Origin of the sequence: Nocardia ninae NBRC 108245, assembly GCF_007990755.1 — a bacterium.
Lineage (GTDB): Bacteria > Actinomycetota > Actinomycetes > Mycobacteriales > Mycobacteriaceae > Nocardia > Nocardia ninae.
Genome location: NZ_BJXA01000014.1, coordinates 1 through 17,844 on the forward strand (window position 1 = coordinate 1; position 17,844 = coordinate 17,844).

22 protein-coding genes and 1 tRNA gene are annotated in these 17,844 nt (G+C 63.8%); 12 read left to right on the forward strand and 11 right to left on the reverse strand.

Annotation, left to right across the window (positions count from 1 at the left end; genetic code table 11):
• Nucleotides 1–2 precede the first annotated feature (2 nt).
• A complete protein-coding gene (locus NN4_RS12880) occupies nucleotides 3–422 on the forward strand; it encodes a nucleoside deaminase (protein WP_246180847.1) in 420 nt (139 codons plus the stop codon).
• A gap of 140 nt (nucleotides 423–562) precedes the next feature.
• Nucleotides 563–653, forward strand: a tRNA-Ser gene (locus NN4_RS12885).
• 65 nt (nucleotides 654–718) lie between these two features.
• Here the strand turns inward: NN4_RS12885 and NN4_RS12890 are convergent.
• From NN4_RS12890 to NN4_RS12905, 4 genes are read right to left on the reverse strand one after another with little or no spacing between them, the layout of a single operon-like run.
• On the reverse strand, nucleotides 719–1,279 hold the full coding sequence (locus NN4_RS12890; RefSeq protein ID WP_147130167.1) for a class IV adenylate cyclase: 561 nt from the start codon (nucleotides 1,277–1,279) through the stop codon (nucleotides 719–721).
• Nucleotides 1,276–1,965, reverse strand: a complete 690-nt coding sequence (locus NN4_RS12895) for a class I SAM-dependent methyltransferase (RefSeq protein ID WP_222595047.1) — start codon at nucleotides 1,963–1,965, stop codon at nucleotides 1,276–1,278. The genes NN4_RS12890 and NN4_RS12895 overlap by 4 nt, the downstream gene beginning before the upstream one ends.
• Entirely contained in the window at nucleotides 1,940–2,506 is a 567-nt protein-coding gene (locus NN4_RS12900) for a P-loop nucleotide/nucleoside kinase family protein (RefSeq protein ID WP_147130168.1), read from the reverse strand. The genes NN4_RS12895 and NN4_RS12900 overlap by 26 nt, the downstream gene beginning before the upstream one ends.
• Nucleotides 2,499–3,398, reverse strand: coding sequence for a radical SAM protein (locus tag NN4_RS12905; RefSeq protein ID WP_147130169.1), 900 nt, complete (start codon nucleotides 3,396–3,398; stop codon nucleotides 2,499–2,501). Before NN4_RS12905 ends, NN4_RS12900 begins: the two co-directional genes overlap by 8 nt.
• 160 nt (nucleotides 3,399–3,558) lie before the next feature.
• Between NN4_RS12905 and NN4_RS12910 the strand changes: the two genes are divergently transcribed.
• Nucleotides 3,559–4,290, forward strand: coding sequence for a DUF5919 domain-containing protein (locus NN4_RS12910; RefSeq protein WP_186818384.1), 732 nt, complete (start codon nucleotides 3,559–3,561; stop codon nucleotides 4,288–4,290).
• A gap of 13 nt (nucleotides 4,291–4,303) precedes the next feature.
• Complete coding sequence (locus NN4_RS12915) at nucleotides 4,304–4,771, forward strand: NUDIX hydrolase (protein ID WP_147130170.1); 468 nt, start codon at nucleotides 4,304–4,306, stop codon at nucleotides 4,769–4,771.
• On the opposite strand, the gene NN4_RS12920 is transcribed toward NN4_RS12915, so the two are convergent.
• Nucleotides 4,759–5,322 carry an HD domain-containing protein gene (locus NN4_RS12920; protein WP_147130171.1) on the reverse strand — a complete coding sequence of 188 codons (564 nt, stop codon included), beginning with the start codon at nucleotides 5,320–5,322 and terminating at the stop codon, nucleotides 4,759–4,761. The genes NN4_RS12915 and NN4_RS12920 overlap by 13 nt on opposite strands.
• A 208-nt stretch (nucleotides 5,323–5,530) precedes the next feature.
• Here NN4_RS12920 and NN4_RS12925 point away from each other — a divergent pair, with 208 nt between their 5' ends.
• Together NN4_RS12925 and NN4_RS12930 are read left to right on the forward strand one after the other, a co-directional pair.
• The gene (locus NN4_RS12925) at nucleotides 5,531–6,298 is read left to right on the forward strand and encodes a hypothetical protein (protein WP_147130172.1); all 768 of its coding nucleotides are present in this window, start codon (nucleotides 5,531–5,533) and stop codon (nucleotides 6,296–6,298) included.
• Between the two features lie 261 nt (nucleotides 6,299–6,559).
• Nucleotides 6,560–6,766, forward strand: coding sequence for a hypothetical protein (locus NN4_RS12930; RefSeq protein ID WP_147130173.1), 207 nt, complete (start codon nucleotides 6,560–6,562; stop codon nucleotides 6,764–6,766).
• A gap of 760 nt (nucleotides 6,767–7,526) precedes the next feature.
• Here NN4_RS12930 and NN4_RS12935 read toward each other — a convergent pair.
• Complete coding sequence (locus tag NN4_RS12935) at nucleotides 7,527–7,916, reverse strand: winged helix-turn-helix transcriptional regulator (RefSeq protein ID WP_147130174.1); 390 nt, start codon at nucleotides 7,914–7,916, stop codon at nucleotides 7,527–7,529.
• A 62-nt stretch (nucleotides 7,917–7,978) separates the two neighbouring features.
• Here NN4_RS12935 and NN4_RS12940 point away from each other — a divergent pair, with 62 nt between their 5' ends.
• The gene (locus NN4_RS12940) at nucleotides 7,979–8,833 is read left to right on the forward strand and encodes an NAD(P)H-binding protein (RefSeq protein WP_147130175.1); all 855 of its coding nucleotides are present in this window, start codon (nucleotides 7,979–7,981) and stop codon (nucleotides 8,831–8,833) included.
• A gap of 7 nt (nucleotides 8,834–8,840) precedes the next feature.
• Here the strand turns inward: NN4_RS12940 and NN4_RS12945 are convergent, their stop codons facing one another.
• From NN4_RS12945 to NN4_RS12955, 3 genes are read right to left on the reverse strand one after another with little or no spacing between them, the layout of a single operon-like run.
• Entirely contained in the window at nucleotides 8,841–9,278 is a 438-nt protein-coding gene (locus NN4_RS12945; protein WP_147130176.1) for a hypothetical protein, read from the reverse strand.
• Nucleotides 9,279–9,325: 47 nt separating this feature from the next.
• Nucleotides 9,326–9,943: a carboxymuconolactone decarboxylase family protein gene (locus NN4_RS12950; RefSeq protein ID WP_147130177.1), complete on the reverse strand. Its 618-nt coding sequence runs from the start codon at nucleotides 9,941–9,943 to the stop codon at nucleotides 9,326–9,328.
• A 1-nt stretch (nucleotide 9,944) separates the two neighbouring features.
• On the reverse strand, nucleotides 9,945–10,265 hold the full coding sequence (locus NN4_RS12955; protein ID WP_147130178.1) for a hypothetical protein: 321 nt from the start codon (nucleotides 10,263–10,265) through the stop codon (nucleotides 9,945–9,947).
• A gap of 427 nt (nucleotides 10,266–10,692) precedes the next feature.
• Between NN4_RS12955 and NN4_RS12960 the strand changes: the two genes are divergently transcribed.
• The 3 genes from NN4_RS12960 (at nucleotide 10,693) to NN4_RS12970 (ending at nucleotide 11,651) form a co-directional block, all read left to right on the forward strand.
• Complete coding sequence (locus NN4_RS12960) at nucleotides 10,693–10,893, forward strand: hypothetical protein (protein ID WP_147130179.1); 201 nt, start codon at nucleotides 10,693–10,695, stop codon at nucleotides 10,891–10,893.
• 236 nt (nucleotides 10,894–11,129) lie between these two features.
• Nucleotides 11,130–11,330 carry a hypothetical protein gene (locus NN4_RS12965; protein WP_107653672.1) on the forward strand — a complete coding sequence of 67 codons (201 nt, stop codon included), beginning with the start codon at nucleotides 11,130–11,132 and terminating at the stop codon, nucleotides 11,328–11,330.
• Between the two features lie 60 nt (nucleotides 11,331–11,390).
• A complete protein-coding gene (locus NN4_RS12970; RefSeq protein WP_186818404.1) occupies nucleotides 11,391–11,651 on the forward strand; it encodes a hypothetical protein in 261 nt (86 codons plus the stop codon).
• 38 nt (nucleotides 11,652–11,689) lie between these two features.
• Here NN4_RS12970 and NN4_RS12975 read toward each other — a convergent pair whose 3' ends face one another.
• Complete coding sequence (locus NN4_RS12975; RefSeq protein WP_147130180.1) at nucleotides 11,690–13,990, reverse strand: MMPL family transporter; 2,301 nt, start codon at nucleotides 13,988–13,990, stop codon at nucleotides 11,690–11,692.
• 206 nt (nucleotides 13,991–14,196) lie between these two features.
• Complete coding sequence (locus tag NN4_RS12980) at nucleotides 14,197–16,491, reverse strand: MMPL family transporter (RefSeq protein WP_147130394.1); 2,295 nt, start codon at nucleotides 16,489–16,491, stop codon at nucleotides 14,197–14,199.
• Between the two features lie 197 nt (nucleotides 16,492–16,688).
• Here NN4_RS12980 and NN4_RS12985 point away from each other — a divergent pair, with 197 nt between their 5' ends.
• On the forward strand, nucleotides 16,689–17,282 hold the full coding sequence (locus NN4_RS12985; protein ID WP_107653674.1) for a TetR/AcrR family transcriptional regulator: 594 nt from the start codon (nucleotides 16,689–16,691) through the stop codon (nucleotides 17,280–17,282).
• 43 nt (nucleotides 17,283–17,325) lie between these two features.
• Nucleotides 17,326–17,835, forward strand: coding sequence for an RrF2 family transcriptional regulator (locus tag NN4_RS12990; protein WP_147130181.1), 510 nt, complete (start codon nucleotides 17,326–17,328; stop codon nucleotides 17,833–17,835).
• Nucleotides 17,836–17,844 lie beyond the last annotated feature (9 nt).

A 17,844-nucleotide genomic window follows, 5' to 3' on the forward strand; every position in this document is an offset into this window, starting at 1 on the left:
CGATCGCCGCGGCCGCCGCGGCGGACCCACGCGATGTGCCCGTCGGCGCCGTCGTATTCGACTCCACCGGAAGGGAACTCGCGCGCGCGGCAAACGCGCGCGAGGCCCTCGGTGACCCCACCGCCCACGCCGAGATCCTCGCCCTGCGCCGCGCCGCCGAACGCCACGGCGACGGCTGGCGCCTGGAGGGTGCCACCCTCGCCGTCACCCTTGAGCCCTGCACCATGTGCGCAGGCGCCCTAGTCCTGGCCCGCGTCGCCCGCCTCGTCTTCGGCGCCTGGGAACCCAAAACCGGCGCAGTAGGCTCCCTCTGGGACGTAGTCCGCGACCGCCGCCTCAACCACCGCCCCCAAGTCCACGGCGGCATCCTCGAACCCGACTGCGCCGCCCTCCTCAACACCTTCTTCCAAACCCAGCGCTGAGCCCACCTGACGCACCGTCCGCGCTCGTGACGCAGGGTGCAGCTTGCGTCACGAGCGCCTTCCGTGCGTCAAGTCACACCGGCCCGGGTAGGTGTGCTGGCGATTTAGCGATCCGGAGGCATTCCGGTATGGTTGTCGGCGGTGGCGTGTCCGAGCGGCCTAAGGAGCACGCCTCGAAAGCGTGTGAGGGGTAACCCCCCTCCGAGGGTTCAAATCCCTCCGCCACCGCCAAAAGCCCTTCACTTGTGCACACAGGTGAGGGGCTTTTTCTTCCGGCAACGGCCGTATGGCTCCGGTCAGGTTTCCTTCATTGGCTCCTCGAACAGCAGTGTCGGCTCAGCGAGGATGTCTCGCCCTGTTTCGCTCTTGTAGACCTCGTCCACGCTGCCGAACCTGGCTTCGGTGTAGTCCAGACCCAGGCGTGTGGCTGCGAGACGCACGGCAGACTCGCTCGGACCCTCGATCTCCAGGAATGTCGGTAAACCGGGCCAGGTGTCCAGGTCGAACACCATGTCGCCGAGTTGCCACTCCTCGCGGTAGTTCTCCTGGTATCGGACCTGCCGCAGGCCGAGATTGACCAGGATTTCTGCCATGGCGTGCAGGTCTCCCACGGCGGTTTCGATTTCAGTGGTGCCGTCGATGGTGGTGGCGTCGGTGACCTGCTTGAGTGTCAGCGTGGAGCGTGACCCCTCGTCACGCAGGCGGACCCATGCACCACGAGTCAGTGAGTCGTTCTCGAATATCTTGCGGGTCAACAGCGTTCGTGAGAACGACTGGATCGCGCCGAGCCCGGTGAGCTTCGCGCGCAGACCTTCGACGTCTACCGCCAGGAACTTCGCCTCGTACTCATGTTTCATTGCTGCTGTATCCGCCTTCGAGTTGGTCCTCCGGGGTCTCGCCTTGCGATAAGCAATCCCATGCGGTGGGTGTGGTCGTCCAACTGGCCCACATGGGCACGCTCGGTGAACCAGTCGGTGTGCAACGTCAATTGCACCTCCCAATCGTTCGTGAAGTAGCGGGACAGTCGGTCGGGTGCGGTGTAGTGCTCGATCGAGTGGTGACGTGGTTCGACCGGCATCATGAACTCCGCACCGAACAGTCCTCCCCGTCGAACGAGCCGCTGCATCCGGCCGACGAACTCACTCAGAGGTCTTCGGTGGTTCACGCTGTAGTGCCACGAGCAGCTGGTCCATACCGCGTCAACGGTGGTCTCCGCGGATTCGACTTCGAGGAAGTCCGCGCACACGATACGAACTCGATGATGGAGATTGGCCTCTTTCAGCCGCTCCACCAAACCAGGGACGTAGGTAATCCCCGACACCGGAAGCAGCGCTTCGCCGCCGTTCAGCGCAAGCGGGTCCTTCTCGATGGCGACAACGCGGTACCCGGCTGCGGCTAGGGGCAGTACGAACTTGCCGTCGCTGGCACCGATCACGGCTACGGTCGCGCCCGGCCGGCACTCTTCATTGAGAGCGCGCACGAACTGAGGAAAGAAGGTCAGGGTCTGTTCCCACAGGCTATCGGTAGGCACGGTCGCCCCCAATCGCGTTCAGGTCCAGGATCGCTCTGACGACCTGCTCGGGTCGTCGTCCGCTGGTCTCGATCTGGTGGACGGGAAGCTGGAGGTAGGCGTCGGCAAGGCGCTCGGCATTCTGCTCGCCGATGGTGTCCCATCTCGTAGCTGGTTTAGCGCGCGCAGCCATACGCTTCCGCCGTTCGTGTGGCTCGCACACCAACTGGTACATGACTGGTTGGGGCAGGTTGCGCGGGAGGATCACGTCGACGTCAGCTCCATAGACCCGGTGGGTGGTCAGGCAGCGGGCGAAATAGCTTTCGACCACGACGGGAATTCCGGCGTCGAGATACCGGCGGATCTGGTCGACTGCGGTGAAGAGCGCGGATAGGAAGAGGCACATCCGCGCATTCGCGTTCTCGTACATGTCGAGTTCCCGGCGAAGTGGTTGATAGAACGCTGGAACTGTCGGCACCAGGACTGCCTCGCGAGCTTCGGCAAGCAATGGGGCGACAGTCGATTTTCCAGTGCCAGGTAAGCCTTCGATACTCTCGAAGAGGTACCTACGCATGGCTGTACACCACATCCGGGATACCCAGTGTCACTTCGTCTTTAGCCGACGGCCGGTGGACGATGCGATCTGTGTCCTTGTCGTACCAAAAGGCATGCGAGTCCTTGCCCACGGCCTTGCACGACATCGTGAGGGCGCCCCGTGGGTCGGATTCGATTCGGTCGATTTCATCGCGCGGGCCTGGCATGGCGCACGGTAAAGCGCCGTCTTCGGACAGGTCTTCATCCAAGACCACTTCTATTCGTAGCGGTGCGCTCCGCAGCTGGTCGCGCATCACCGAGTAGTCAGCGGGATCGGTGACCAGTAGTTCAGGATGGAGCGCAGCGTTTCCGACAGGGCGCAGCTGATGCAGTTTGAGCTGCGAGACTCCTAGCGCTTGCAGCGTGTAGGCAAGGTCGACTACTTCGCTGATGTTGTGTCGGTTCACAGTCAGTGTCGCCCCGGTTCGCACGCCCAGGCCCCGCGCGAGGGCGATCGAATCGAGTGCCGCCGTGTAGCTTCCATCGCGGCGAATGGCGTCGTTGGTGTTGCCGATGCCTTCTAGCGAGATTCGAAGCAGGTCAATACACGGTGCGATTTCGCGCAAACGTGGACCGATTCGGTAGCCGTTGGTGCAAATCTCCACTACCTGACCGAGGGTGTGCTTCGCGTAGCGAACAACGGGTGCCAGATCCTTGTAGACGAACGGCTCGCCGCCAAGCAACGTCACTGCCTCCGTGCCGTGTTGCTGCTGCATGAGTCGCATCAGATTGCATGCCTGCTCGGCGGTGTAGGCATCTGCGTATTTCAGCCGCTCACCGTGGAAGCAATGACCACAGGCGAAATTGCAGCGGTACAGCAGTTGGAGATACAGCATCCGAATCTTGCGCACACCGGTGACTTCTTCAATCACGTTGTCCCCCTGAGGTTTCGTGGGTGGGAAGTCATCGTGTCCGAGAACAGCAGGACCGCGTAACCGCGTATAGGGCTGGGCGATAGACGTCCTGGGACGTTTTCGGCGTCCCGCCGCGATGTCCTTGCTGATGCCAGGCTCGTCGGCTTCCATAGAGACTGTGAACGTCCGACTACAGAGCGTGCTGCTCCAGCGTGGCGTCAGGCCCGAGTCGCTGGCCGAAGCGTGCCAGGTTGACCCGAAGACAGTCGGACGATGGCTTGGCGGCAGGGTGCCACACCCGAAACATCGTCACCGCGTCGCGCACCACCTTCGTGTTGAAGAAGAGTTTCTGTGGCCGCCCGCGCCGGAGACTCCGCCGGTTCCGAAGAACCTCGAGTTGGTTGCCACCTATCCGAACCGCGCCGAGGTACCACGAGAAGTCTGGTTGTCGCTGCTCCGCGACGCCACCGAACAGGTAGACGTACTGGTCTTCTCCGGGACGTTCTTCGTCCAGACGAACCCCCAAGTCGTGAAGATGCTTGCCGAGCGGGCTGTCCAGGGAGCAAAGGTCCGGCTGTGCTTCGGAAATCCCACTGGCGAAGCCGTTGCCGCTCGCGGTCTAGAGGAAGGCATCGGCGATACCTTGTCGGCGAAAGTCCGTGCGTCACTGACCTATTACCGGACGTTGCTGTCCGAGGATGGGTGCGAGGTCCGCCTACACGACACGACGCTGTACAACTCTCTCTTCCGCTACGACGAAAACCTACTGGTGAACCCACATATCTGGGGACAACCCGCCAGCGCAAACCCGGTTGTCCAACTCAAGCGCGTCGACGACTCCGGATGGTTCGACAACTACACCGAAAGCTTCGATGCCATCTGGGCAGACGCGAAACCTTGGACACCCTGACGAAAGGCTGATCATGGGCAGAATCGAGTACTACTTCGACCCGAAGGCACCCAAGCCCAATTCGCTTGTGGTGGCATGCAATCTGCTCGTCACCGACGAGTCCGGGGCAATTCTGTTGCAGCGGCGTCGTGATACGGGTCAGTGGGCGTTGCCTGGTGGCGCAATGGATATGGGCGAAACGCCCGCCGAGTGTGCCATCAGAGAATGTCAGGAAGAAACCGGTATCACGGCTGAAATAACAGGCTTCCTAGGCGTTTACAGCAACCCGAATCACATCGTCGCCTATACCGATGGCGAAATTCGTCAGCAGTACGAGAACACTTACATCGGCCGACCAGTCGGCGGGGAGCCCACCATCAACGACGAAGCTGACGGCGTAACCTTCGTGCTCCCTACAGATTTGGACCAGTACGATATCCACCCGAGTATGCGCCAACAGATCGGTGACTATCTGTCGGGCAACTACCCCTACCTCGGATGAGTCAATAGCGCTTGCTCGATCCGCGCCACTGTCGCAAAGATATCCGGTGTAGCACGCTGAATGAACCGACCCACCAAGGTATCTGGACCGTAGCGGCTTATGATTTCTGCTACCCGGTCGCCCGCCGTGGTTCGTGTGCCATCCGGTGTTGTTGTTATGTCGCAGTAGGTCAAGGCATCCACCAGCAGTGGATTATCCAGGATAGGAAACTCTGACTCCAGTTCGTCACGCAAACCGCGCTCGTCCGCTTCCAGCAAAGCGAAGGTGTGGTTCGCGACCAGACGGACAAGCCGCTCATCGGCGCGATGCTCGTCCCGCAAGAAGCGGGCACCGTCCAGCGGATGAAACCCGGTCATCGCAAGCCTGGGCGCGTATCCGACGTCATGGAGGATGGCGGACGCTTCGAGCAATTCCTGATCGCAGCTGAGTTGTGCCGCAAGCTCAACCGCGGCTTCCGCCACTCCCTTCGAGTGCTCCCAACGTCGATGTAGCGGTATCTCCAACTCGCTCTGAGCCAGACGCCAAGCCCAAGACGGCTCGTAGACGGTCATCGTCCAACGCTAACTGTTGCTGGGTGCGCTTGGTGGTGATTGTGCGGCACCTGGTGGCCCTCTCACCCCGGCGCCTATCGAAGCGTTCCGTATAGCAGGAACGAGGCTGTACGGGTTGCGCGGGCGGTGGGCTCATTGGCCCGCAAATATCTGTGGCAGGTCATATGCTGGTTCGACTCCATACCACTGTCGGCGGACCGAGGTAGCTATGCCGGAAAACGAGCAATCCGAGGACGTCACGGTTGCAGTTCCAGCCGCCGATGCGATTGCGTTCACGGAACTTGCGAACGTAACAGTCCGTGAGAGCTTGACCGCGCAGCATCTCTGGGCTGCACTGCATTTTGCACGACTGTGCGACGAACGCGAAGCCGAGGTCACGCAGGCGGCATCCGGCAAAGTAGATTTTCCGCATCGTTCGTATGCGATGGCTAGCGTAAAATTCGCAGCCTCATTCCTCGAATCACTCGTGAACGAGCTGTTCAGTGACGCCGCAGACCAGTACATGTCTACGAACACCGCACGCATGAGAGTGTTTACGCCTCAAGTCATCACGACGCTGGCAACCCTATGGGATGAGACCGAGGTTCGGAAGAAGAAGCAATATCTCCAACTGTTCGAAAAGTATCAGCAGGCTCTCGGTATCGCTGGCGTAGCCTTGTTTGCCAAAGCTGATCCAATTTACAGTTCTGCTCAATCCATGATCTACCTGCGGAACCAACTCGTCCACTTCAAGGTTGGTTGGCAGAAGGTGGGCGTGCCGCAGAACCAGGCGAGTGAGATCGAGAGGCGTCTAAAACCCGAGTTCTTGGGCAACCGACAGCCAATCGGCATGCCGTGGTTCCCAAACAAATGTTTGGGCGCAGGGTGCGCGCAATGGGCCTGCACCACGGCCACGGTATTCGCAGACGAGTGGCTCGCCCGGATGGCCCTTCCGCAAGACTACAAACAGACGTTATGCGACTTCGGTGCTCCGTAAGGGATTGTCTTGAGCGTCAGATGTCATGTAAATAAGCCGCTTACGGCGCAGTTAGCGGTAGAGGGTGCTCTGCGGCCAGAACGCCCGCGCAAGTCGAATTCAGGATGATTTCTGGTTGGGTCCTGTTGCTGACCGGCGACAGGGGGCACTCGATGCGGCACCAGGCCCTTGGTTGTCACATCAGCAGGTTTCCCGACGATCTATATATCAACATCAGTTTTCTCGGATGGTTCAGGCCGGGTATCGAGCACAGGAGGAATTGTGTCCGTTCATGAAGTTAGATTGTCGACCGATGGACTTCTGCTAAATCGGGTCGATCTGAGTTTTAACGTGAAGATCGACGGCAAGGTGCTGGGCGACCTGCTGGTGTCCGAAGGCCGCTTGGACTGGCGGCCGAAGTACGGTCGCGCAGTCATCCCGATCAAATGGAGCGAGTTCGCTCGGTGGGCGACAGAACAGCAGGGCTGAGCCCAGACGTCGTTCCGTCGATCCATAAAACCGTGTCTTGCCGTGAAGATCGCGCCAACTGTGGTCGTTCGCCTCATCGCGAGGGCGGCGACCGGAAGCGGTCCCCTCCCCGGTTGCCGTTTTTGAGGAAGAGCAAGGTGGGCGTGACCGGAACGTCCGATGCCGTCTGCTGCGCGGTCGCGAATGTCGGCATCTGCCGCAAGTCATGAGCTGGGGTGGCGGCACCCTCCTTCCCTCCCGGTTCACGGCCCATCCTCAGGCATACGGGCCAAACCTCCACCGACCAGGGGGGAGGGGGGTCGGAGGCAACTATTGGCCTGCCCTCAGGCATACAGGCCGGTATCCCCCCGCGCGGACTTCTGTTGAAGAGAGATGGGCGACTGTGCCGGAGGATGCGTCAGCAATGGCACGGAGGGGTTGTATGCCCGGTGTGTCTTACACCCCTTGGAACCCGTACTTGGAGAAGACAACAGAGCGGTGCGGGGGCGAGTAGGCATGCGGGGGAGGGGTCCCTAGCCTGGGGTGTTTCCAGCAGGCGACGAGGTGTTGGTGACAAGAATCTGACAAAGAATGCCGGTCGAACGCAGTCTTCGGCCGGGAATGCGAGTGAATGAAAGTTCTGTGCTACCAGAGGGTTTGCGCGAAATCGCCTGATCGTGGTAGTGGGGTGACGGAGCGTTCAAATCCCTCCGCCACCGCCAAAAAGCCCTTCATCTGCACGAGCAGGTGAAGGGCTTTTTTTATACCGGTCGACTACGTCTTATGGCGACGATTCCGACTGGAACTGCACTATGGCTTCGGCGTTGACGCTGACCCAGGACAGTAGGCCGTGTAATTGTTCGGCCACTTCCTTGCCCATGGGGGTGAGGGCGTAGGTGACCTGGGGTGGGGCGGTGGGTTCTACGGTGCGGTCGACGAGGCCGTAATGGGTGAAGGTGCGCAGGTTTTGGGAGAGCATCTTTTCGCTGATGCCACCGATGTTGTCGCGCAGGGCATGGAAGCGCATGGGTCCGCAGCGCAGAGCCGAGAGGATGAGGACTCCCCAGCGGCTGGTCAGTTTGTCGAGGACGGTGCGGGCGGGGCAGTCGCTGTCGAATACGTCACGCTGCGGAGCGGGTGGCAGCTTGCTGTTCTGGAAACCTACGTCCACGGTATGAGCTTACTTCTAGGTAGGGCCTTATCTGAAGTTAGCTTCCTTCGTATCGTGAGCGCATGGCTCAACCGAACAGAATTCTGGTGATCGGCGCGACCGGTCACGTTGGCGGACAAGTTGTTTCGCAGCTGGCGAAGACCGGGGTGGCGGTGCGCGCACTGGTTCGCCGACCTGATGCGGCGTCGTTGCCTGCCGATGTCGAGCTCGCGCCCGGCGACCTGGCCGCGCCGGAGACGCTGGCTCGCGCGCTCGACGGCGTGGATGCGGTGTACCTGACTTGGCCCACTTTGCCTGCCGCCGTGGCGAACTCGGTGGTTCGGGTGATCGCCGAGCACGCGGATCGCATTGTCCTGCTGTCCTCCGGCGCGGTCCGTGACGACGTCGACGAGCAGGACAACCCGATCGGCGCGGCGCACGCGGCGGTCGAACGGCCGATCGTCGAGTCCGGACTGGAGTGGACTTTCCTGCGCCCGCACGGTTTCGCGACGAACACCCTGGAATGGGCACCGCAGATCCGCGCGGGCAACGTCGTGCGCGGGGCCTACGGTGCGGCATCGATGACGCTGCTGCACGAGGCGGATATCGCCGCGGTGGCTGTTCGTGCGCTGACCACCGATGGGCACGCGGGTGCGAAATACGAACTGACCGGGCCGATTTCGTTGAGCAGAGTCGAACAGGTAGCCGCTATCGGCGCGGCACTGGGCCGCCCACTGGAATGGGAGGAACTCCCACCGGAGCAGGCCGCACAGCACATGACCTGGCTCCCAGCGGAATACGCCGACTTCGTGCTGGCCGGGCTCGCCGCAATGGTCGACGCACCAGGACAGCCGACATCGACGGTTCAGGAGATCACGGGTTCACCGGCCCGCGGCTACCGGCGGTGGGCCGCCGACCACGCCGCGGACTTCGCCTGACGAACGGCTAACCGATCCGCACGCAGGAACTGCCGGTGTCGAGCCCGCTGCCGACGACCTCGACGGTGATGAACTTCGTCGAGGTGTACTTGCCCGGTTCACTCTGGATGCCGATCAGATTCTGCGAACCGACCCTAGTCGGCGTCCAGGTGGCGGTGACGGTGTTGTTCTCCGGATGGTGCACGACCTCGCCGGGGATCCGTTCACCGTTACCGGGGATCACCCCGCCGGCGAGCATGAAGAACACCGAGCCGGGCGGGATCACCGCATCGGTGACGGCGGCCGTCACGGTGTAGCGGCAGCCGGTCAGCAGCCCCTCGGCCCCGACGGCGGCGCTAACGGAGACCACGTCGGCGTTGGCCGGCGGACCGACGGTGGCGGCGGTGGCGGTGAGGGCGGCGAAGACCGCGGCACTCACGATGGTTCGGGGTAAGGACCTGCTCATCGTGCTACCTCCTGGACAGGTGGGGTATGCCGGGCGAGCTGCAAGGGTCAAGTGCCGCGTGACAAGAGCGTAATCGGTGGCGGCATCCGGTAACCGAAACTCTTGATGAATCGTGCGCCGACCTTGGCTTCTTCGGGCTCCAGCGGGCCGGCGCCGACCATGTTCATCATGCGGGTGGTCACGCCGAAGGTGGTACCCACCCATACGGCCTCCTCGAATGCTTCGGCGGAGACGCCCGCTTGCCGCACCTTGTCCGCGTCGCCGGGGATGAGCCCGTCGGGGTCGCGGGCCAGCTTCTCCAGGAATTCGAGCATCGCCCGTGCCTCGGGGCGCAGCGGCGAGTCGTCGCCGGCGGCCAAGGCGAGGCGCACGACATTGCTGTCCACGTAGGCGCTGGCGATCGCGTGATGGGCCGACGCGCAGAAGGGGCACTCGTTGGTCTGCGCCGTGCCGGTGGCAAAGATCTCGCGTTCGCCCTCGGTCCAGAACGAGGGTCCGCGCATGGCCTGGTGGGTGAGGTCGGACAGGGGTGTCCCGAGAAAGCGATGCCGGTAGCACATCACCTTCAGTACGGCGGGCACGTCCCCTCTGGTGAAACGCCGCATCGTGGCGAACATCAACCGGGTCACCCGATCATGTCCGGATTCGACTGCCGTGAGCCACATTTCAGAGTCCTTCCCAGGCACGGCGGGCAGCCCGCAGGCGCCGGTCGGCCGCCCCGTACGCCGCGAGGGCGGCCGCCTCGAAGATCTCGTCGTCGCTGTGGCCCGCCGCCGTCAGCCCGGCGACGGTCGCCGCGGTAACCCGGGAGGAACGCTGCGCGACCAGATCGATGAAGGCGGCGAGCTCGGCGGGAACGCCGTCCCCCTCCGCCGAATCGGTTGCGCGCCTGCGGATCTGCCGACGCACCTCGCCCGGTAGCCGTCCGGGCACGGACTCGAGATGTTCGCCTAACCGCTGCCACTGCTCGTCCATCGACCGCTCCATCGGCCCATCATCCCTCGCTGGGTGCTCCGACGCGCCACTATCGGAAGGCTGCGCGGGACAAGCTCATTCGCCCTTCGTGACCCTCGGGTCGCAGCACCGCGGTGCACCGGTCCAGGTCGTCGCCGCCGAAGGGGGCACACCTTCCGCGTCGTCGTCGCGCGGCAGCGCCACCGATTCGCGGTCGCGCGCCAGCGACACCGTTCGCGGTGGTCCAGCTCCATTCGTTGGTCGGGTACAAGTGCCGCACCGCTGCCTGCAACCCCCTGACCAGCGACGACACGCCGACACTCACGCCGACGAGCAATAGTTCACCCGCAACGGATATTTCGCGCGAACCGGGGTATACGCCGGATAGCTAAACGCGGGAAGGACGTGGTGGCCCATGCGCCGTCGAACAGTCCGCTCGAGACCGATGAGCGAGAGAAACATGAGAATCGGAAGCATTATTGTCCTGGTCTGGTTGCTGATCGGCGTTATCGCCGCAGCCCAGCGCGACTACTTCGACAGTGGTCCGGTGAACTGTGCCGGTACCGGCACCATCATCGTCACTGTGATCGCCGGCCCGCTCAACTACATGGGTGTGAACCCCAAGGTCGACGATTGCAACGTCCCGCAACCGAGTCCGTAGTCGACAGGCCCGGTGATCGCGGATAGCGCACCGGCCCAACCCATTCGGTGACCTCGCGCCCGGCAGCGGGCGCGAGGCCCGCCGCGTGCGGGCGCGCAGAGGTTTCTGCCGCGTCGGCGGCGCGCAGGTGGTCCTGCGCATCGCGGCGGCGCGCAGGGTCCCTCGCCGGGTTCGGCGCGTCGCGTTCGGCACCACATAATGAGCTTGCTCAAAGGACGCCGACGAACGAGGCAGCGATGCGACTTGGCAGCTTGATTGTCGTGCTCTGGCTGGTGGTCGGCGTGATCGCCGCGGGCCAGCGCGACTACTTCGACAGCGGTCCGATCAATTGCGCCGGATTCGGCAATACCGCCCTCACCGTCCTCGCCGGCCCCCTCAATTACGTGGGCGTGAACCCGAAGGTCGCCGACTGCAACGTGCCGCAGCCGAGCCCGTAGGGGATAAACCGTGCTCAGACGGGTATTCCCAGGTGGGGAGCACGGAAAGGGAGCGACGACATGCGCGACCACGAGATTCGCGACCGCGGTGTGCGCGGTCGAGCAGTGCGCCATACAGGTACCCGGTTCTTCAGCTTTCTGTTGCTGATCTGGTTGGCCGTCGGCTTGCTCGCCGCCGGTCAGCGTCACTATTTCGACAGCAGTCCGACCAATTGCGCGGGCTGGGGCACGATCGCCGTCACGGCGATCGCGGGCCCGCTCAACTACATGGGTGTGAACCCGAAGGTCGACGACTGCACGTTGCCGCAGCCGAGCCAATAAACGACCTCGCCCCCACCGTGCGGTGGGGGCGAGTGTCATCAACCGACGTCAGCGGATTGCCGCGCCTCGCCCGGCGTCGGCTGTCCACGCAATGCGAACAGCTTGGCACCCTCCACGTCGATATCCGGCACGATCTTGTCCAGCCACCGTGGCATCCACCATGCCCACTTGCCCATCAGCGCGAGCAGCGACGGGATCAGCAGCATGCGCACCAGGAAGGCGTCGAACAGCACGCCCGCCGCCAGCGCGAAACCCATCATCTTCGCGGTGACATCGGACTCCAGCAGGAACGAGCCGAACACCGAGATCATGATGATGGCCGCGGAGGTGACCACCCGGGCGCCGTGGTGATAACCGCTGATCATCGCCTCCTTCGGCGGTTTACCGTGCACGTATTCCTCGCGCATGCGGGTCACCAGGAACACCTGGTAGTCCATCGCGAGCCCGAACACCAAGCCGATCAACATGATCGGCAGGAAGCTGACGATGGCCCGCGGATCCTGGATCAACCCGAGCTTGCCCTCCTGGAAGATCAGCACCGTCGCGCCGAAGGTCGCCGCCATGGAGAGCAGAAACCCGAGCGCGCCGGTGAGCGGCACCAGGATGGACCGGAAGACCAGGATCAGCAGGATGAATGCCGCGCCCGCGACGATGGCCATGTACGGCACGATCTTGCTGAGCAGCACATGGTCGATGTCGGCGTAGATCGCGGTGGTGCCGGTGATGCCGTACTCCATCCCGTACTCCGCTTCGAGCCGCCCCTCGGCGTCGCGGGCGTCGCGGACCAGATCCTTGGTGGATTGATCGTTCGGGCCTGATTTCGGCACACCGTTGATGACGGCGCCGAGCCCGTCCTGACTCAGGCGCGGCTCGGTCACGTAGTCCATGTCCGGGTAGGACGCCAGCTCGTCCCGCAGTGAGTTCAGAGCCGCGGTGCGTTTCTCGGCCGGTACGGCGGTGAGATCCACGGCTACTTGCAGGACACCGTTGCTACCCTCCCCGAAACCCGCTGTGCGCAGCTCATAGGCCTTCCGGACGGTGGAGGTCTTGGGCATGCTGTCCTCACCGGGCAGCCCGAGGTTCATATTGACCGCGGGCAGGGCGACCAAGCCGAGCACGACAACGCTGAGGACCAGCGCGACCGCAGGCGCCTTGCCGATGGCCTGGGCGACCCGCATGCCGTTGGTGACCGAGCTGTCGTCCTCCGGATCGTGCTGGGCGATGACCGGCAGTTTCGGCTTGAACAGGAACCGTCCGAACGCACCGAGCAGCGCGGGCATGAGTGTGATCGCGGTGAGCACCGCGAACGCCGCGGCGACCGCGCCACCGAGACCCATGAAGGTGAGGAATCGAACGCCGACGATGCTGAGCCCGACCAGCGCGATGATCACGGTGAGACCGGCGAACACCACTGCGGACCCGGCGGTGCCGAGTGCCGTACCGGCTGCTTCTTCCGGCGAATCCTGTACTGCCAGTTCATGTTTGTAGCGCGAGACGATGAACAGCGCGTAGTCGATGGACAACGCGATGCCGATCATCGAGGCGAGGAAGGTGGTGAAGCTGGGGATGGACAGGAACGAGGTGCCGAGGAAGATCAGCGAGTTGGCCGCACTCAACCCGACGATCGCGGTGATGATCGGCACGAACGCGGCAACGATCGCGCCGAACGCCACGATCATCACGATCAGCGCGACGGCCATGCCGATCAGCTCGGACTTGCCGCTGGGCGCCTGCTGCTCCATCGCGATGGTGCCGCTCAGCTCGACCGACAGTCCCGCGCCGCGCGCCTGGTCGGCCGCGTCGTAGGCGGCCTTGCGATTGTCGGCGGTGACGTCGGTGAAGTTCTTGATGCCGAACGGCACGCTGAAGAACGCGACGGTGTCGCGCTCGGTCTTGTTGAGCACGTTCAACGGTGCGCCGCTGCACTTCGAGGCGTCCGGGTCGGGCACGAGGCAGCCCATCTCCTCGGTCGCGGTGATCGGGTTGGGGATCGGCTTGCTGTGATCGACGATGTCGAGCTGGTTCAGCTTCTCGATCAGCGCATCGATCGCCTGCCGGTTGACCGGATCGGTGAGCTTCTGGCCCGCGGGCGCGCCGAGCACATAGGTGCCAGTCACGGCGTCGAATTTGAACGCCTCCGACATGCCGGGGAAGTGCTTGTCCAGGATCTGCGTCGCGCGCTCCGACGGCAGGTTGGGCATGCTGAAGTCGTCGCTCATCGGCTCTTTCAGCTGGGTTCCCAGCGCACCGAGAACCAGGAAGCCGACGATCCAGATGGGCAGCACTATCCACTTGTGGCGGAAGGCGAATTTTCCCCATCGGTACAGGTACACGGACACAGGGTTCTCCTCGCGGTGATCGAGTCGTGCCGGATCGAGCGACAAAACGCGCGCGGGCCGACTGCACCCGCCGGGGAACTACCGAGCTGGAGGCCGAACTGCTACTGAGTCTGCTGCGGACGGCGCACAAGATCAAGAACCGACCCCGGATACGACTCGGCCCCGCACCCGAGAACGGGTGCGGGGCCGAGAGGCACTACCGGGGATCAGCTGACGCCGACCGGCTCCTTCACCGTGTCCGCCGAGCGCTGCTGCAGTTCACGCAGCTTCGCGCCCTCGACGTCGATGTCGGGCAGGATCCGGTCCAGCCACTGCGGAATCCACCAGGACCACTTGCCCATCAGGATCAGCAGTGACGGGATCAGCACCATCCGGACGATGAACGCGTCGAACAGCACACCGGCCGCCAGCGCGAAGCCGAACGACTTCGCCGTCACGTCGGTCTCCATCAGGAACGAGCCGAACACCGAGATCATGATGATGGCCGCGGAGGTCACCACGCGGGCGCCGTGGTGATAACCGGCGACGACCGCGTCTTTGGGTGATTTGCCGTTGACGAACTCCTCGCGCATCCGGGTCACCAGGAACACCTGGTAGTCCATCGCGAGGCCGAACACCAAGCCGATCAACATGATCGGCAGGAAGCTGACCAGCGGGTGTGGGTCCTCGATCAACCCGAACTTGCCCTCCTGGAAGATCAGCACGGTCGCGCCGAACGTCGCCGCCATGGAGAGCAGGAAGCCCAAGGCCGCGGTCAGCGGCACCAGGATCGAGCGGAACACCAGGATCAGCAGGACGAACGCGGCACCGGCGACGATCGCCAGGTACGGCACGATCTTGCCGAGCAGCACGTTGTCCACGTCGGCGTAGATGGCCGTCGTGCCGGTGATGCCGTATTCCATGCCGAACTCGGCCTTCAGCTGGCCTTCCGCGTCGCGGGCGTCGCTGACCAGGTCCTTGGTGGCCTGGTTGTTCGGGCCGGACTTCGGCACGCCGTCGAGCAGCACGCCCTGCTTGTCCTTGCTCCACTGCGGCTCGGTCACGTAGTCCATGCCGGGGTAGGCGGACAGCTTGTCGCGCAAGGCCTTGACCGCGTTGTCCCGGTTCTCCTCGGGCACCTTCGACAGGTCGGCCACCACGTTCAGCACGCCGTTGCTGCCCTCACCGAACCCCTCGGTGCGCAGCTCGTAGGCCTTGCGAATGGTGGAGGTCTTCGGCTGGCTGTCGTCGCCGGGCAGGCCGAGGTTCAGACCGGCCGCGGGCGCGGCCAGCGCGCCGAGCACCACGACGCTGAGGATCAGCGCGACCCACGGCGCCTTGCCGATCAGCTTGCCGAAGCGCATGCCGTTGGTGACCGAGTTGTCGTCCTCGGGGTCGTGCTTGGCGACCAGCGGCAGTTTCGGCTTGAACAGGAACCGTCCGAACGCGCCGAGCAGCGCGGGCATGAGTGTGATCGCGGTGAGCACCGCGAACCCGGCGGCGATCGCGCCGCCCAGACCCATGAAGGTCATGAACTGCACGCCGACGATGCTGAGCCCGCCGAGCGCGATGATCACGGTGAGACCGGCGAACACCACTGCGGACCCGGCGGTGCCGAGTGCGGTACCGGCTGCTTCCTCCGGCGAATCCTGTACGGCCAGTTCATGTTTGTAGCGCGAGACGATGAACAGTGCGTAGTCGATGGACAGCGCGATGCCGATCATCGAGGCGAGGAAGGTGGTGAAGCTCGGCACCTCGATCACCGAGGTACCCAGCATGATCAGCGAGGTGGCCGCACCGAGGCCGACGATCGCGGTGACGATCGGCACGAAGGCGGCGACGATCGCGCCGAACGCCACGATCATCACGACCAGCGCGACGCCCATACCGATCAGCTCGGACTTGCCGCTCGGCGCCTCCTGCTTCATCGCGATCGAGCCGCTCATCTCGACGGTCAGCCCGGCGTTGCGCGCGTCGGCGGCGACCGCGTAGGCCGCGTCGCGCTGCTCGTCGGTGACGTCGGTGAACTTCTTGATGGCGAACGGCACGTTCAGCACCGCGACCGAGTCGGGCACGGTCTTGCTCAGCACGTTCAGTGGCGCACCACTGCACTGGGCCGGATCAGGGTTGGCCAGACAGCCCATCTTGTCGGCGGCCTCGACCGGGTTAACAATCGGCTTGCTGTGGTCGACGATGTCGAGCGCGCCGAGCTTGGCGATGAAGGCGTCCAGGGCCGTCCGGTTCACCTGGTCGGTGAGCTTCTGGCCGGCCGGCGCGCCGATCACATAGGTGCCGGTGACAGCGTCGAACTTGAACGCCTCGGAGGCGCCGGGAAAGTGCTGGTCGAGAATGTCGTTGGCGCGGGCCGACGGCAGGTCCGGCATGCTGAAGTCGTTGGTCATCGGCTTGCTGAGCTGTGCGCCGAGGCCGCCGAGGAGCAGGAACAGCACGAGCCAGGCGGGCAGTACTATCCACTTTCTTCGGAAAGCGAACTTTCCCCATCTGTACAGATAAACGGACACGAAGGATCTCCTAGCGATAGCTGGGTGCGTGCTGATTAGCCGTAGACAGCACTCGCGGGATGCCCTGCATGCCCCCGCCTCCACTGGCGCTTTCTGCCTACCGTGCGGTAGGTAGACTATCGAGGTCTAAGCGGAGGCACAACCTCAATTTCGCGGGCATCGTTAGCTCGGCGCACGAATGGTGAGAGGATCACTTGATGGCCGCTCGTTCCGTCCCCGCCACCGTTGCCGCTGGTCGGGGCACTAAATCCGCGATACGCGACGCCGCGGTGAAGCTGTTCGGTGACAAAGGATTCGAGCAGACCAGCCTGCGCGAGGTCGCCGATGCGGTGGGAATCACAAAGGCGTCGCTCTACTATCACTACGCCTCGAAGCTCGATCTGCTGCACGCGATCATCGATCCGATCATCGATCATCTGCGTTCGGTGGTCGTCGATCTGGACCGGACGCCGCGCGACGCGGACGGCATTCGCTACGTGCTGCGCAGCTACCTGCGCGGCATGGTGCACCACCGCGACGCGGGGGCGCTGGTGCTGCGCGACACCGTGACGATCGTCAACGCGGTGGCCGACCGACATCCCGATCTCGTCGACGACGACCAGACCTTGCGCGAATGGCTGGCCGGCCCGGACGCCACCGATGAAGCGAAGCTGCGCGCCAGCGCCGCGCTCGCGATGCTCGGCGTCGCGCTGATGTCGAAGGAGTTCGCACCCGGCGCCGACGACGCGCTGGTGGAAGCCACGCTGCTCGATGCGGCGACCTGCGTGCTGACACCGCTGCGTAGCGCGTAGATTGCAGCTACTCGTCGGACCACCGCAAACGCCAGGAGACGCTGTGCACATCACCGCGAAGGTCGACTACGCGGTGCGGACGCTGCTCGAAATCGCCCGCGCACCGCGGTTGAATCAGGTCCCGAGCGGCCCGGTTGTGCAGGCGGCGCCGGTCGTCAAGGCCGACGCCATCGCGACCGCTCAGCGCATCCCGCCGAAGGTGCTCGAGACCGTGCTCGGCGATCTGCGCCGCGCCGAGCTGGTGATCAGCAGGCGTGGCCCCGACGGTGGTTACTGGCTGGCCCGCCCGGCGTCGGAGATCTCCATCGCCGATGTGATCAGGGCGATCGAGGGCCCGCTCGCCTCGGTGCGCGGCGAGCGCCCCGAGGACGTGACGTATTCGGGTGCGGCCGAATCGTTGCAACGGGTCTGGATCGCCTTGCGGGTGAATATCCGTGCGGTACTGGAGAACGTGTCGATCGATGAGGTCGCCGACAATCGGCTGCCCGAGTTCGTCGATGCGCTCACTAACGACCCGGGTGCGTGGGCGCGCAGAGAGCATCCGCTGAATTAGGTTCAACCG

Bases quoted from the DNA above. Each gene is read 5' to 3' on its own strand.
- NN4_RS12900 (WP_147130168.1), bottom strand. From the start codon at position 2,506: ATGCGTAGGTACCTCTTCGAGAGTATCGAAGGCTTACCTGGCACTGGA.
- NN4_RS12890 (WP_147130167.1), bottom strand. From the start codon at position 1,279: ATGAAACATGAGTACGAGGCGAAGTTCCTGGCGGTAGACGTCGAAGGT.
- NN4_RS12925 (WP_147130172.1), top strand. From the start codon at position 5,531: ATGCCGGAAAACGAGCAATCCGAGGACGTCACGGTTGCAGTTCCAGCC.
- NN4_RS12940 (WP_147130175.1), top strand. From the start codon at position 7,979: ATGGCTCAACCGAACAGAATTCTGGTGATCGGCGCGACCGGTCACGTT.
- NN4_RS12985 (WP_107653674.1), top strand. From the start codon at position 16,689: ATGGCCGCTCGTTCCGTCCCCGCCACCGTTGCCGCTGGTCGGGGCACT.
- NN4_RS12950 (WP_147130177.1), bottom strand. From the start codon at position 9,943: ATGTGGCTCACGGCAGTCGAATCCGGACATGATCGGGTGACCCGGTTG.
- NN4_RS12945 (WP_147130176.1), bottom strand. From the start codon at position 9,278: ATGAGCAGGTCCTTACCCCGAACCATCGTGAGTGCCGCGGTCTTCGCC.
- NN4_RS12955 (WP_147130178.1), bottom strand. From the start codon at position 10,265: ATGGAGCGGTCGATGGACGAGCAGTGGCAGCGGTTAGGCGAACATCTC.
- NN4_RS12960 (WP_147130179.1), top strand. From the start codon at position 10,693: ATGAGAATCGGAAGCATTATTGTCCTGGTCTGGTTGCTGATCGGCGTT.
- NN4_RS12965 (WP_107653672.1), top strand. From the start codon at position 11,130: ATGCGACTTGGCAGCTTGATTGTCGTGCTCTGGCTGGTGGTCGGCGTG.
- NN4_RS12970 (WP_186818404.1), top strand. From the start codon at position 11,391: ATGCGCGACCACGAGATTCGCGACCGCGGTGTGCGCGGTCGAGCAGTG.
- NN4_RS12920 (WP_147130171.1), bottom strand. From the start codon at position 5,322: ATGACCGTCTACGAGCCGTCTTGGGCTTGGCGTCTGGCTCAGAGCGAG.
- NN4_RS12915 (WP_147130170.1), top strand. From the start codon at position 4,304: ATGGGCAGAATCGAGTACTACTTCGACCCGAAGGCACCCAAGCCCAAT.